The sequence below is a fragment of the Candidatus Villigracilis sp. genome, assembly GCF_057083605.1.
The window spans coordinates 25,912-39,520 of record NZ_JBXMTI010000164.1 but is presented as its reverse complement, the minus strand read 5'-3'; the positions used below and the strand labels follow the sequence as shown (position 1 = coordinate 39,520).

Annotated in this window: 10 protein-coding genes; 4 read left to right on the top strand and 6 right to left on the bottom strand. The window is 49.8% G+C overall.

Translation table 11 applies throughout. The annotated features are described in order from the left end of the window. Positions 1-82: 82 nt before the first annotated feature. Genes AC14M5_RS23800 through AC14M5_RS23790 form a run of 3 tightly spaced genes read right to left on the bottom strand, consistent with a single transcriptional unit; the run spans position 83 to position 4,787 of the window. Positions 83-1,579, bottom strand: a complete 1,497-nt coding sequence (locus tag AC14M5_RS23800; protein WP_484032217.1) for an LCP family protein — start codon at positions 1,577-1,579, stop codon at positions 83-85. 59 nt (positions 1,580-1,638) lie between these two features. Further along, positions 1,639-2,448, bottom strand: a complete 810-nt coding sequence (locus AC14M5_RS23795; RefSeq protein WP_484032216.1) for a LysM peptidoglycan-binding domain-containing protein — start codon at positions 2,446-2,448, stop codon at positions 1,639-1,641. Further along, the gene (locus tag AC14M5_RS23790; RefSeq protein ID WP_484032215.1) at positions 2,448-4,787 is read right to left on the bottom strand and encodes a GAF domain-containing sensor histidine kinase; all 2,340 of its coding nucleotides are present in this window, start codon (positions 4,785-4,787) and stop codon (positions 2,448-2,450) included. The genes AC14M5_RS23795 and AC14M5_RS23790 overlap by 1 nt, the downstream gene beginning before the upstream one ends. A 133-nt stretch (positions 4,788-4,920) precedes the next feature. Here AC14M5_RS23790 and AC14M5_RS23785 point away from each other — a divergent pair, with 133 nt between their 5' ends. The 4 genes from AC14M5_RS23785 to folD all read left to right on the top strand — a co-directional run bounded on the left by AC14M5_RS23785 (position 4,921) and on the right by folD (position 9,343). After that, positions 4,921-6,315, top strand: coding sequence for a tetratricopeptide repeat protein (locus tag AC14M5_RS23785; RefSeq protein WP_484032214.1), 1,395 nt, complete (start codon positions 4,921-4,923; stop codon positions 6,313-6,315). Between the two features lie 23 nt (positions 6,316-6,338). Then, complete coding sequence (locus tag AC14M5_RS23780; protein WP_484032213.1) at positions 6,339-6,989, top strand: hypothetical protein; 651 nt, start codon at positions 6,339-6,341, stop codon at positions 6,987-6,989. A gap of 121 nt (positions 6,990-7,110) precedes the next feature. Beyond that, complete coding sequence (gene mtaB, locus AC14M5_RS23775) at positions 7,111-8,385, top strand: tRNA (N(6)-L-threonylcarbamoyladenosine(37)-C(2))-methylthiotransferase MtaB (RefSeq protein ID WP_484032212.1); 1,275 nt, start codon at positions 7,111-7,113, stop codon at positions 8,383-8,385. A gap of 79 nt (positions 8,386-8,464) precedes the next feature. Next, positions 8,465-9,343, top strand: coding sequence for a bifunctional methylenetetrahydrofolate dehydrogenase/methenyltetrahydrofolate cyclohydrolase FolD (folD, locus tag AC14M5_RS23770; RefSeq protein WP_484032211.1), 879 nt, complete (start codon positions 8,465-8,467; stop codon positions 9,341-9,343). Positions 9,344-9,458: 115 nt separating this feature from the next. Here the strand turns inward: folD and AC14M5_RS23765 are convergent, their stop codons facing one another. From AC14M5_RS23765 to AC14M5_RS23755, 3 genes are all read right to left on the bottom strand, one after another. Further along, positions 9,459-11,651: a phosphodiester glycosidase family protein gene (locus AC14M5_RS23765; RefSeq protein ID WP_484032210.1), complete on the bottom strand. Its 2,193-nt coding sequence runs from the start codon at positions 11,649-11,651 to the stop codon at positions 9,459-9,461. Positions 11,652-11,875: 224 nt separating this feature from the next. Next, entirely contained in the window at positions 11,876-12,229 is a 354-nt protein-coding gene (locus AC14M5_RS23760) for a YraN family protein (RefSeq protein ID WP_484032209.1), read from the bottom strand. Continuing rightward, on the bottom strand, positions 12,226-13,428 hold the full coding sequence (locus AC14M5_RS23755) for a glycosyltransferase (RefSeq protein WP_484032208.1): 1,203 nt from the start codon (positions 13,426-13,428) through the stop codon (positions 12,226-12,228). Before AC14M5_RS23755 ends, AC14M5_RS23760 begins: the two co-directional genes overlap by 4 nt. Positions 13,429-13,609 lie beyond the last annotated feature (181 nt).

Sequence of the window (13,609 nt, the reverse complement as noted above, 5' to 3'; positions counted from 1 at the left end):
TAGGGAGGGTTGTCAACTGGCTTTTTAAAAAATCGTAGTAACGACTTCAGTCGTTAAGCCAACTACTGAAGTCGTTACTACATTAATGGGAGAGATCTTGGGGTTGAAAACACGGTTCATAATCGGCGCCAAGGATAACGCGATATTGCACCGGGCTGTTTGCGTCGGGAAGCGAAAGCACATTTGCCGAATACAGGCCAAGGGTGGAGATAAGCGATTGCCTTTGTGTGGCATCCTGCCCGGGCGTGAAATCCACGATAACAGAGTTGGCATAGTCACGATGGTCGGCGATCCCGATTGTGGTTTGATAGCCTGCATAGTTAAGGCGCGAAGATGCCAGGGATTCGAGCGTCTCGAAGTATGCGCCGTTTTGAACTTCAACATTAATCGATTGGCGGGTCACTGCAAAAGGTGAAAGGGTAGTGGCTTCGACCAGCATTTGTTCGAGTTCGGCTTCACTAGGCAAAAGAACGGATGCTCCGCCGGGTGTGATCCATGAACTAACGTAAGGCGGGCGGATGTAATAGCCGCGGATGTTTGCGTTCGTGAAGTTGACAGCATATGGAGCCATGCTAACCATGTCCGCCAGCCCAAGGTCTGTAATAACGGTGCTGGAGAAGTCGTTATATAGTTGCGGGATTTTGCTAAAAGTATCTGTTTGCAATGCCTTCTGGAAGATGGTACGCAAAACTTCCTGCTGACGGCGGCCCCTATCAAAATCATTGGATTTTAAACGGGAGCGGGCATACCAAAGTGCGAGGTCACCATCCATGTGCACCTGGCCTGGGCCGACCGTGTAAAGCCACCAATTGTTTTCGTTGTATGGGTCGTAGCTTGGGTCAATCAAACGCCAGTCGGTGTAAGCGCACGAGACGGGTACATCAACTCCGCCGAGGGTGTCCACGATGCGGCGAAAGCCATCAAACTCAACCATGGCAGTATGGTCAATGCGGATACCGAGATTGTATGCAATAGTTTCTTTCAAGAGTCCCGCTCCGCCGCCGGGGTAATCGTATACTTCTCCACTTTGATAGGCGGTGTTGATACGCTGCATGCCAACCGTGGGGATGTAAATCCACAAGTCGCGTGGAATGGAGATCAATGAGACTTGTCCCTCTTCGGGCCAGATGATAGCAATCACAAGTGTGTCGGTCCGATAGGATGCACCGGGGCGCTTATCTGAGCCGATCAGTAGAAAGTTGATAGTCTCATTGTCGGTGAGCGGCGGCAGGGCAGCAGGGTTGACGGCTTGTGCAGGTGGAGCGGCTTGAGTGGGGAAAAGTTGATCGAAGCTGATGGTAGCTGTCGGTTCGATTGGAGGCGGTGGAGTTGGTGATGGCGTTTCGGAGGGGAGGGTCAATTGAGACCCAGATATATTAACGTCGAAAGAATAAAGCGAAGGCAGTGTTGGCGTGAAAAGGGATGGTTGAAATGGGGTGGATGTTGGGGTTGCGTTCGGCGCGGATGTGATCAGGATAAATGGCAAAAGCGCTTGTTCAGGCACGGTTGCTGCTGCTCCACATGCTGATAACAAAATAGCAGGAAGGGCTATTAATAAATAAAGGGCAGGTGGTTTCATTTAACTGTGTCGAGTGGTGATGGGGTATTGACCGTGCGGCAATGTGCAAAAATAATTTCTTATGGAATGAAAGCCGTGGGGCTTGCAGTAAGAGTCGGCGCAGGTGTGGAAGTTGGAGCGGTTGTGGCTGTGGCGGGGATGGGCGTGTTGCTGGGTATGATGGTGGGTGTAAAAGGCAGCGCCGTTTCAGTTAATGGGTCAGTGGGATAAGGCGTGGTCGTAACACCCGGCAGCGGAGTTGGGTATGGCGTTCGTGTGGCAACATTGGGAACCCAGAGCACTTCACCTGAATAAATAAGGTCGCCTATTCTGCAATTCACACTTCTTAGTAGATTCGCTGACGTGTAATGGTTTGTAGCAATCGCGTAGAGAGTGTCACCGGGTTTTACAACGTAGGATTTTACCCACCCGGCTGCGCCCTGATTACAAACCGCATGTGTGCTGGTTGGTGCCGGGGGCACATACAGGATGCTGCCTGCTACGAGATTATCGCTCAACAGGCAGTTTGCAATTCTCAATTGATCTTTGCTGATGCGGTAACGAGCGGCTATGCTATCCAGTGAATCATTACCTTGAATAAAAATTTGCCCCCAGCCTGTGGGCGGCTGACACGAACTTGGCATGACGATATTCGTAAATGTGGGTGTGGCTGTAAGTATAGAAGTGGGGAATCCCGGCAGGGAGGTTGATGTCGGCGGCAATGTGGATGTAGGGGTAAGCGGCGCAGGCGATGGCAACAAAGAATCAGTGGATGTAGGTGCTGCTTCAGGCAGGAACTCTACCAGCGAAATTGATAACGCCCCAATCATTAATCCAATTGAGAGCAGCGCCACGATCAACGCGTTCCCAAAATCGCGCAACCCACGCATTACTTCTTTCCTTTTTTATTTTTCTTGTCAGATACTGTCTCGCCGGCCAGCGGCAGGAGTACGCTGAATGTAGAGCCGATCCCTTGCTCACTTTCCACCCAAATCCGACCATGCTGTGCCTCTGTCAGAGTCTTGGCAATTGAGAGCCCCACGCCGGTATCACCCACACCCTGGATGAGCACATTGTCTGCGCGATATAAACGGGTGAAGACGCGCTGCATATCACTGGACGCAATGCCGCCGCCGCTATCCGCCACCTGGATCAGGATAAATTCCAAACCGTTTTCGGTTCGCGTCTGGACCTTGAGCCTGATCGTGCCTTCGAAGGGAGTTGCCGCCCCTGCATTTTGCAGCAAATGAATCAATATCTGTTGCAACGCTTCACGGTCTGCTTGAATAGGTGCGAGCGTCTTTGGGAGTTCAAGGTGCATGGAAATATTTTTCTCGCGCACCTGTGTGCTGGTATAGGACATGGCATTATCAATGATCAGGTTCAAATCCACAGATTCGGGCTTGAGATCGTTCAGCTCGGTTGCGAGTGTGGTGATTTGGATCATGTCATCTGTGAGGCTGCGGATGCGTTCCGTGGAAGCCTTGATGCGTTCCACGAACTTCCTTTGCAATGCGCCGAGAATTCCCACTGATTCACCCAGTAGTAAGTCGGTATATCCAACGATGGAAGATAATGGCTGGCGTAATTCCTGTGAAATAGATGCGATCACCTCGGCCTGTTCCGTGCTCTTCATTGCCACATGGCCTTTTTCCATCTCGTGCGCTTTCATGTTGGCTTCAGCGAGTTGGTTTTGTAAATGCGCCAATTCCTGCAAGGTTGTCTTTAATTCGTTCTCCACCTGTAATGGCGATGATGAAGAAGATAGGTTTTTCCCTGAACGTAATTCTGCATTCTCAATCTGTAACTGTTCGATGATACGCTGCGAATCTTCCTGTGCAACAAGCAGCGAAGACATTTCCACCGAGCCGCTTTTTTCCGCATCTGCACGGAACTTCTCCAATTGTTTGTTAAGTTCCTGCACGCGGTTTTCCAACTCTGTTACTTGTGCGCGTGCCTGGTCGCTTTGTGTTTCCAGTTTCGTTAATTTCTGGCTTCTTTTTATGATCGGAACAAGAGATGTGGCTATGTTTGAAAGAAAGGCCTGGTCTTCCGCAGTCCAGGTTCGGTCGGAATATGGGGAAAGCAAAAGCACGCCACCTAGTGATTCTTTTTCCGGGGTGAGGATGGGAACGCTCAATAAATGACCGGGGTTGGTTAAGCCGAGAATATCGCCCAATCCCTTAATATCAGCGGATGTACTGCTGGCAGGCATTCGCAATGGACGCCCGCGCTGCAGCGAATTTGCCAGCATGGGAATGGATGATTTATTTAATGAGCCACCTTCCAGGCTGTCCTCGCGGATCAAGTCATATCCGCCAGCAATGATCATCTGGCTATTGTTATCAGTTAGATAGATCATGAAGCACAGGTCAGAGAGCATGGTCTGTGCTATGGCACGGGTGATGGCCTGGCTCACTTTGGTTGGGTTTGATTCCGCCGCCAGCGCCAGCATGGCATGGAAGGTCTTCGGGTCGGTGCTATAACGCCTGCGTTCTGGAAGCCCGGCATCTTGTTTTAGCGTAGTAGGTCGTGGGGGGGAAGCCGTCCCGGAGACGATGGCAAAACGCTGGGGCAAGGTTAGCAAGATCGGGTAGGCCGCCATGTAGGCAAGCCGCACAATGCCTGAGTAATTGCCATCCATTTGGAAGAGTAAATGGCCTGTGTGACCTAAAAACCCCAAAAACAGCAGGGTGATGCCGTACCACATCCCATCTGGCCTACGGATGAACAATGTTGCCATGCCGAGCACTGCCAGGAATAAGGAGCCAATCTGCCAGAACCAATCGTCAACTGTCTGGTTGTAGCTGAGAAACGCGATCTGAGGCTGCCAGGTGAGCAGGCTTAATCCCAAGGCGGTCACCACAAATAGGCTCAATAAGGTCGCCACTGCATCTGCCACACGGTTGGGTTCTGGGAAAGCATATAGCCAGGTGATCCAAATAATGCCAAACATAATGAAGGCGCGATCCATGGGCGGCAGGACCGTCTTCGGGTCGATGATCTGTTGCCAGCCCAGCCCGCTGAATAGGAACATGACGATTTGCGCAGCAAGTAGAATTCCAAGCCCCATAAAAGCGCGCCTGGCTTGCGGGAATTCAGTTGCCCGCCAATGGTTAAATGCCGATTGAAGCGCGCTTGCCACAGCGAATACCAGAACGATGTAGTAGATCAAATCCCCCGGTGGGACGGTTAGTTGTGTAAGAATTAAAGTGGTAAATGCATTCATGCAGTCATGATTATACTGCCAGTTCAAAAAAATATGGCACATACACGTATACCGCACTCGGTCACAAATTGCGCTTTTTCTGAAGGTGGAAAGCACAATTTGTGACCGTGGGTATTATATAATTGCGGCTGCGATGTATAACAAAAAATGGTTCTTCCCGCTTGCAGTTATCACCTTACTTGCCGCGATTCTTTTGCCCATACTTTTTTCAGGGTATTCCACCATCCAACAGGCGGATGCTGACTTTGCCGCGCAAAATTATTCAGAAGCCACAGACCAATATCGCCAGGCTGCACGCCTTCTACCTTGGCGCTCTGACCTTTGGGAGAAGGCCGGTATCTCCGCGTTTGCTGGCGGAAATTATTTGGATGCGATCAACTATCTTAACCGCGCCCCCAAACTTTCAGAGCAGGGTTGGGTTGCGCTGGGAAGTTCATACATCAACACAGATGATCTTCCATCTGCTTTGATGGCCTATCAGCAGGGACTGCAATTCCACGAATCGGCCAATTTATACGCAGGTCTCGCCTTCATTTATCGCGAACAAAAAAATTGGGGTGCAGAAAGTGATGCGCTCCAGAATCAACTTCGGTTCGATGTAAGCGATGCCTACGCTCATTATCGACTAGGCCTTTTATTGACATTCCCTGCACCTGAACAGGCACTCTCTGAATTGACACTAGCCTCTTCACTTAATCCCGAAGTTGACTCGGCTGTGCAGACCTTACGTGCCGCTTTGAGCTTATCTGCCACACAACCCGATGCCTCACAGCAAATGCTGACAGTTGGACGTGCCCTCGGCCTCGTCCAAGAATGGGAACTTGCCATCGCCGCGTTTGAGAAAGCGACTCAAATTAACGCAGAGAATGCTGAGGCTTGGGCATGGCTTGGCGAAGCGAAACAGCAGATCGGTCAGAATGGAGGCGTGGAGCTTGACCGGGCATTGTCTATAGATCATATGTCTCCCATCGTCCGTGCTTTGCGTGCACTATATTGGAATCGTCAGGGTAAATATGAACAAATGCTTGCGGAGTATTTGCTTGCCGCAAGATACGACCCGACCAACCCTGCCTGGCAGGCTTCTCTTGGCGATGCTTATTTCAAACTTGGCGATCTCGCCGCCGCGCAGACGGCTTATCAACATGCAACAGAACTTGCGCCAAACGAAGCAACGTATTGGCGTTTGCTGGCGGTTTTTTGTGCTGATAACGGAGTGCAAGTGGAAGAGGTTGGTTTGCCCGCCGCGCAGCAGGCTGTCAGGCTTGCGCCAGATGACCCCTTTGCATTGGATGCATTGGGCTGGTCTTACCTCTCGTCTGGCAGATATGCCAGTGCGGAACAAACCTTATCAAATGTGATCACGCGTTTCCCAGATCATTTCCCCGCATACATCCACCTTGCCATGACTCACCTCGCACAAGGCAATCGTGCCGCTGCGTTCAACCTATTAACCTTTGTGCGTGATTCAGATACAAACGGTTCGTATCGCGAGACCGCAGAACAATTGTTAGGACAGTATTTTCCGTAACCCCTCATGATAAAATCACATCCATGAACCGCGCTAAATTAATCATTTTGTTATTGCTTGTTCTATCCCTGGCTTGTTCCACATCGACCATCCTCCCGACTCCGCAGGCGGCTATTGGAGCACCGGGTAGTGTGCTGTTTCAGGATGATTTTTCTCGCGCCAACTCAGGCTGGGATCGTACGCTGGTCAACGAAGGCATCATGGATTATGACGCAGGCGGTTATCGCATCCTGGTCAACGCGCTTCAAACCAATTTTTGGACAACCCCACACCAAAATTTTTCAGATGTTCGTATCGAAGTAGATACCGGCAAGCTTGCAGGTCCTGATGAAAATCGCATTGGTTTGGTATGTCGTTTCAATGGTACAGATTATTATTTCTTCATCATCTCCAGTGATGGCTTTTATGGCATGGGCGTATATTCAGGTGGACAGGCCATCCTGCTTGGCCAAAGCGAAATGCAATCCTCAGAGCATATCAATAAAGGGCTTGCCGTTAATCATCTGCGCGGTGATTGCGCAGGGAACACCCTCACATTTTTTGTGAACGGTTTTCAACTGGCACAAGCTCAGGATTCCACCCTCACCACAGGTGATGTTGGTATTTTGGCTGGCACCTTCAGCACACCCGGCGTGGATATTGTGTTCGATAATTTTGTGGTGTTACAGCCATAATAACATGTCGTTGCGAAGGCGATAGCCCGAAGCAACCCCATAGTAATGGGGGATTGCTTCGTCGGTACGAACGCCTCCTCGCACATCGTCCCCGCATGGGGAATGACATGAAATGACAATTATGAAAATTTTCCTCGACACTATCGGTTGTAGACTCAACCAAAGCGAAATTGAAAGCATGGCACGCCAGTTCCGCATGGCTGGGCATGAGATCGTTGCCTCCGCTGAACATGCACACATGGCTGTAGTTAATACCTGCGCTGTCACCACACAAGCCGCTTCCGATTCGCGCAGCAAGATTCGCAACATTGCCCGCGCAGGTGTGGATGAAATTATCGCCACGGGTTGCTGGACGACTCTTCAACCAAAGGAGGCCGCTGCGCTTCCAAATGTTTTGCGAGTTGTGCCAAACCTTGATAAAGATTTTCTCGTTGCCGATGCGCTAAACGTAGAACGCTCCACATTCGATCTCGAACCCATTGATCGCACACCCATCCCTGGCTTGCATCGTCGCACGCGCGCCTTCATCAAGGTGCAGGATGGCTGCGATAACAAATGCACCTTCTGCATTACCACTGTCGCTCGCGGCGAAAGTCGGTCACGTCCGCTTGCAGATGTGACCGCGGATATTAACTCCGCGCTTGCGGGTGATTCAAAAGAAATCGTTTTAACGGGTGTGCATCTTGGGTCATGGGGGCAAGAGTTGAATTATCACCTGCGAGATTTGGTCAAAGCCATTTTGTGTGAAACGGATGTAAAGCGATTAAGACTTTCATCTCTCGAGCCTTGGGATTTGGACGCAAGTTTCTTTTCTCTTTGGGATGATAAGCGCCTCATGCCTCACCTTCACCTGCCTCTACAATCTGGCAGTGAATCCACGCTGAGACGGATGGCGCGCAAGACCACGCCCGACTCCTTCCGTGAGTTGGTCAATGCCGCAAGAAACGTTATGCCTGAAGTTGCGATCACAACAGACATTATCGCAGGTTTCCCCGGTGAGACAGAAGAAGAATTCGCTGAGACACTTGATTTCGTAAAAGAGATCAAATTTACAGGTGGGCACGTCTTTTCGTATTCGCCGCGTCCCGGCACAGGGGCGGCAAGGATGAAGGGGCAGGTCAGGCCCGAGTTAAGAAAGAAGCGGAATCATATCCTGCAGGGAGCGATTGAAGAGTCGGCAAAATCCTATCGGCAAAAATTTGTCGGGCAGACGATGTCCGTGTTGTGGGAGTCCACTACCGAATATGGTGAATACGGTTGGCGCATGGAAGGCTGGACGGGAAATTATCTACGCGTGAGTGCAACAGCCCCCTCTCCGCGTTGGAATGAAGTGGATTCAGTGGAGTTGGTCGATTTGGATGGGGAAAAGTTGAAAGGCATAATTCGTAAACCGTAAGTTACGAATGTCACTATTTGGATTGGGGGGAGTAATTGTATAATTTCCGTGCGTAAATCACTGTTCAAAGGAGCAAAATATGACGGCTCAGTTAATTGACGGTAAGTTGATCGCTCAACAGGTGCGTGACGAAGTTGCGGCAAATGTTACGAAACGCGTGGCAGCGGGCAAGCCCAAGCCAACACTGGCAACCGTGCTGGTTGGCGAGCGCGTGGACTCTGCGACCTATGTGAGAGCAAAAGGTAAAGCTTGCGAAGAGTTGGGCATGGGGTCTGTCAGCCATCACCTGCCCGCCGATATTTCACAGGAGGACTTGGAAAAAGTAATCACAAGCCTGAATGCAGATAAATCAGTGAACGGCATTCTCGTTCAATTGCCCCTGCCTGATCATCTGAATGAAGAGCGCGTACTTCAACTGATCAGCATCGAAAAAGACGTGGATGGTTTCTCCCCATTGAATATTGGTCGTTTGGCGCAAAAAGGACGTGAGCCATTGTTTGTGCCATGCACTCCATATGGATGTATTTATCTGCTCGAAAAAGCGGGTGTAAAAATTGAAGGTGCAAATGCAGTAGTATTGGGCCGCTCGAATATCGTGGGCATGCCCGCTGCCTTGTTATTGATCGGCAAGAATGCCACCGTGACAGTTTGCCATTCACGCACGAAGGACATCGCTGGCACGGTCAGGCAGGCTGATATTTTGATCGCCGCGATTGGAAAGACCGAATTCGTGCGCGGTGATTGGATCAAGCCTGGCGCCGCTATCATTGACGTGGGCATTAACTCAAAGCCTGATGCAACGAAGAAGAGCGGCTATCGCCTGGTGGGTGATGTATGTTTTGATGAGGCAAAGGAAGTCGCTGGCTTCATAACCCCGGTCCCTGGCGGAGTTGGCCCCATGACGATTGCGATGTTGATGAATAATACGTATAGGGCGGCAGAGATTCAAGATAAGTGAATTAGTAAATAGTGAATAGTAAGCAGTCCCGCCTTTTGGCGGGACTGCTTACGTAAAAGACGGATTATTGAAAAGGGGGAGAAGCGACGGCGTTTATAAGCAGTGACAAGGCGGCTCATGGTGCGATGAAAAGCCCGAGGTGATTTGCAATTGCCCGTTCCCTGCCTGGTCTATCCAAATCCACTGGCGAATTCATAATGCGTACACTCCCATCACTTCCCTTAATTACCATCGTGGATGAGCCGCCACCGTCCATATTTGCAGCGGTGTGTGCGCCGTAAGAGATGAGCAAATCAGCCAGTTCAGGGAATGTGACTCCCTCACTGTATCCCGGCTGACGGCCATCGACCACCATTAAGGTAAGCCAGCGCACGTTCTTGCTTAAACCGACGGCTGTACGCGGATTTGGTGTAGCGTCCGCCAGGTTTTTCACGGCTTTTCCATCTACAACGACCATGCGATCCCCCGAAATAGCATTGAAAACCTTACCTTCTATTTCATTGAAAGAAACTTGATTCTTCTGCTTAATATAGATGATGGGCTGAATGGTCTTTTTAGGTGAATATATTTTTCCACGCGATGCTGCATAGTCGCTGACACGAACCGGGTCGCCTCCGTTTGGACAATATGAAACGGGGTCGTAGGTAGCGTCCAGGTAACTAAAGTATCCGCCATTGATGGCGACATGCAGTTTGAATTCTTCAAGGAATTTGGATGTAGTACGCGAACACAATACATTCGTTGAGTTTGCTGAAGGCGTGACAAGAAATTCCAATTTGGCGGTTTGCAGGTCGATAGCCATGGCGTGCACCACCACAGGGCGAGGCGATGTCAAATCTTTTCTAAGATAGGTGATGCCGGGGAATAGACTTTGCCTGATGGAGCTGGGGCGGGTGTTTTCCAGGAAGACCACCAGTTTTTTATCACACCAACCTGTTAAGCCATCCAGCCTTTGGATTTGTATCCAGTTTGGGTCGCTTGTATCGTCCAGCGCGGGGACAGTATCGTTTTTCAATACTGTACCTAATGTTTTGGATGTTGTATTTGCAAATTCTTTTATGGCAAGCGTTACTGTATTAACGCGGTACCAGTTTTTGTCAGTATGTTCAGGTACAGGCGTGGTCGGAGCGGGTTCAGAAGGAACGGGCGCATTGATTTTTTGCAGATACGCACCGAAACTCCAGCCCACCAAACTTCCATCCAGTCTTTGGATCTTTAACCAGGACCCATCTGAATTAGATTCAGTTTTTTCGACGATCTCTCCGAAATAGACCAGGCCAATCGAGTCGTGTTCCAGGCCGGGGCCTTCACGAACTTTGAGCGATGTAGCAATAACTCGATACAAGTTTTCATCATCGGGTTCAGGCGTAGGGGTAGGTGTGGGCGTAGGGGTTGGAGTGGGTTCGGGTTCAGGTGTCGGTGTGCTGATTTTTTGCAAGTACGCGCTGAAACTCCAGCCGACAGCTGTTCCATCCAATTTGCGGATGTTCAGCCAGGTTCGATCTGAATTTGCCCCGATTTCTTCAACGACCTCATTGTAGAATGCGCCGCCGACCTGCTTATAGGTTAATCCGGGGCCTTCCCTTATTACCAGGGATGAAGCTGTGACACGATACAACTTATCGCTAGGAACTGGTTCAGGCACCGGTGTGGGAGTAATTCCAAACCGCGCATGGAAGGCATTCAAGTCACCGTTGAAGTAGTTCAGGTCGATATTGCCGCTTTCCACGCCGTAAATTCTTCCATCTCCCTTGTCTGTGAATTGCCAAAAGGTCCAATCCGTCCATGGTTTTGGGATGAGCGGAGTGGTCACTCCGTAATTGGCAATCCATAGTGGATATTGTTTGAAGTATTCTAGGGATGCTGCCGGGATATTTACTAATACAGTGTTTTCACGCCAGTAGTAATAACCGGTATAAATGGAAATTTCTTTTCCAGGTGTAAGGTCTTTGAGGCGCTCGATGAATGTTTGCCAGTGCTTCCAGCCTTTGAATGAGCCACCGTAATTATCTTCGAAATCTGCAAATAAGGGCAACTCGCCAAAATCTCCATTGAAGAGAGAGATCCACAATTCGGCTTGTTTTTTGGGGTCTATACGGCTGTCGTAAAACCAATAGGAACCGCGCGGGATGCCAGCCAGTTTAGCTTCACGCCAATTTACTTTAAAATCCCTATCGGCCCAGAGATTTTGACCTCCGCGAATAATCACGTAGCCGGCACTGGTTCGCATTTTTGCGAAATCTATACCTTGAGGAGTTTGAGGGTCATCCTGATAAAAACTAACATCGGCTCCGATAACGTTTGCCATAATAATTCTCCTTGTTGCCCCGCACATTCCTTTAGCTCTTATTGAGATGTGCGGGGTTGTTAGTTGCTTTTTAAAATTATACCAAAGGAATTGCGGTGGAATTTTGATTAGGGCTCGCTAGGAGTTACCATGATAGACCATCGTTTATGATGTATAGCGTAAGTCGGACACTTGCATCGAACGCCAGTGCGATGCAAGTGTCCGACTTACATTGAGTCATTTCGTTATATTGCGTTCTCAAAATGTGTGATGATAGGGTTCATCCCTGGCCTGCCTTCAATGGCAATTACGTCAATTTGCCAGTGGTCAATTTCGTGTTCGGCAGTGTAGTGTTGGGCGGCGTTGAGCATGTGTTCGCGCTTGCGTGCGGTGATATTGTGTTCGGGGTAGAAATTCCTGCTCGATGTGAGCGTTTTGACTTCAATAAATACAGTGATGTCATTTATTTTTGCAATGATATCAATTTCACCGTAAGGGGTGCGGACGTTACGAGAGAGGATTTGATGTCCACGTTCTGCAAGCCATTTTGCGGCGATGTCTTCACCCCACGCGCCTATCTTTTGGTTGCGTCCACTCATGAGCTGAACTGCTCCACAAACCCGCGCAGACGGGTACGCCAATTGCTCTTCCGTGGGCTGGACTCTGCTACAAGTTTTTCGTATTGCTTCAACATGAGACTGGTAGTGTGTTCAATATCGTAAACGGAGGAAACCCTTCGCGCTGAGTCGCTCATTTGGGCACGCAGTTTCAGGTCCAGGCAGAGGCGGGTAAGTTTGGCGGTGAATGCAGGCAGGTCATGAGTCGCAAGAAAGCCCGTGACTCCATCTTCGACTGTGTCTCCAACCCCAACCGATTCAATGCCCATGATGGGAAGCCCTGCGCCCATGGCTTCGATAACGGAGAGGGGATGAACCTCAGTGACCGAGGCAGTGACGAAGATGTTGCACATTGCGAGGTAGGCAGGGAGCTGATCGTATGCGATTTTGCCAATGAGACGGACTCGTTGATCAAGCGTTAATTCGTTGATGAGGGAGTGGATTTCCTCTTCATATTGTTGTGCGCCGCCGCCGATTAAGAGGAGATGCACATTTGGAATGGCTTGTGAAATGCCTTTGAAGGATTCGAGCAGGAATGGAATATTTTTTTCTTTCGCAATGCGGCCAGCGTACACAAGCAGAATATCATCGTCTTTGTAGCCAAAGCCTGCACGTGAAAGCGGAGCGGCAGTGTGGAATTTTTTCAAGTCCACACCGTTTGGCACAACTTCAATGGGTACATCCACATTAAGTTGGCGCAGGATTTTTTCCATGCCTGCGGAGGGTGTGATGACGAGTTCTACTGCTTTGCAGAAGGTGGGCATGTAGGCTTGCAGGAGTCCCTGGCTGACTTCGTCTGGCATCATTGGCAGATAGGCCTGCGCATATAGATCGTAGCGGGTGTGGTTTGTGAACACAATAGGAATTTGCAATGGGCGACAATACCTCAAGGCGAGACGCCCGCTTAAGAAGGGATGATGCACATGGACAACATCCATGGTTTGCAGTAATTTTTTGGCGGCGCGCGAATAACGCATGGATAGATAAAAACCCGTATCTGCTAGTGGCACACCGTGGCTGCGGATGACGCGTGCTTCCCCATCATTGTATTCCTTGTCTGTAAAGGTGAAGACGAATACATCGTGCCCTGCCAGCTCAAGATAACGTTTATTGATCTCGACATAATTTGTGATGCCGCTGATATATGGCTTGTAGCTGTCTACCATCATCCCTATTCGCATGGAGATATGCTAAGACATGCAAGGGCGAATGTCAAGGACAGGATTTTGAATGAACAATGTGGATTCCAAAGTCTCCAGACTTTGGAGTCGCTTGCTCCTTGCGCCGTCCTCGGCGCAAGGCTAATTTAGGAAAGGCAAGATCAAGGTGCAAAGTCCGGAGACTTTGCACTCCAGTTCTAAA

Bases quoted from the DNA above. Each gene is read 5' to 3' on its own strand.
- AC14M5_RS23800 (WP_484032217.1), bottom strand. From the start codon at position 1,579: ATGAAACCACCTGCCCTTTATTTATTAATAGCCCTTCCTGCTATTTTG.
- AC14M5_RS23795 (WP_484032216.1), bottom strand. From the start codon at position 2,448: ATGCGTGGGTTGCGCGATTTTGGGAACGCGTTGATCGTGGCGCTGCTC.
- AC14M5_RS23790 (WP_484032215.1), bottom strand. From the start codon at position 4,787: ATGAATGCATTTACCACTTTAATTCTTACACAACTAACCGTCCCACCG.
- AC14M5_RS23785 (WP_484032214.1), top strand. From the start codon at position 4,921: ATGTATAACAAAAAATGGTTCTTCCCGCTTGCAGTTATCACCTTACTT.
- AC14M5_RS23780 (WP_484032213.1), top strand. From the start codon at position 6,339: ATGAACCGCGCTAAATTAATCATTTTGTTATTGCTTGTTCTATCCCTG.
- mtaB (WP_484032212.1), top strand. From the start codon at position 7,111: ATGAAAATTTTCCTCGACACTATCGGTTGTAGACTCAACCAAAGCGAA.
- folD (WP_484032211.1), top strand. From the start codon at position 8,465: ATGACGGCTCAGTTAATTGACGGTAAGTTGATCGCTCAACAGGTGCGT.
- AC14M5_RS23765 (WP_484032210.1), bottom strand. From the start codon at position 11,651: ATGGCAAACGTTATCGGAGCCGATGTTAGTTTTTATCAGGATGACCCT.
- AC14M5_RS23760 (WP_484032209.1), bottom strand. From the start codon at position 12,229: ATGAGTGGACGCAACCAAAAGATAGGCGCGTGGGGTGAAGACATCGCC.
- AC14M5_RS23755 (WP_484032208.1), bottom strand. From the start codon at position 13,428: ATGCGAATAGGGATGATGGTAGACAGCTACAAGCCATATATCAGCGGC.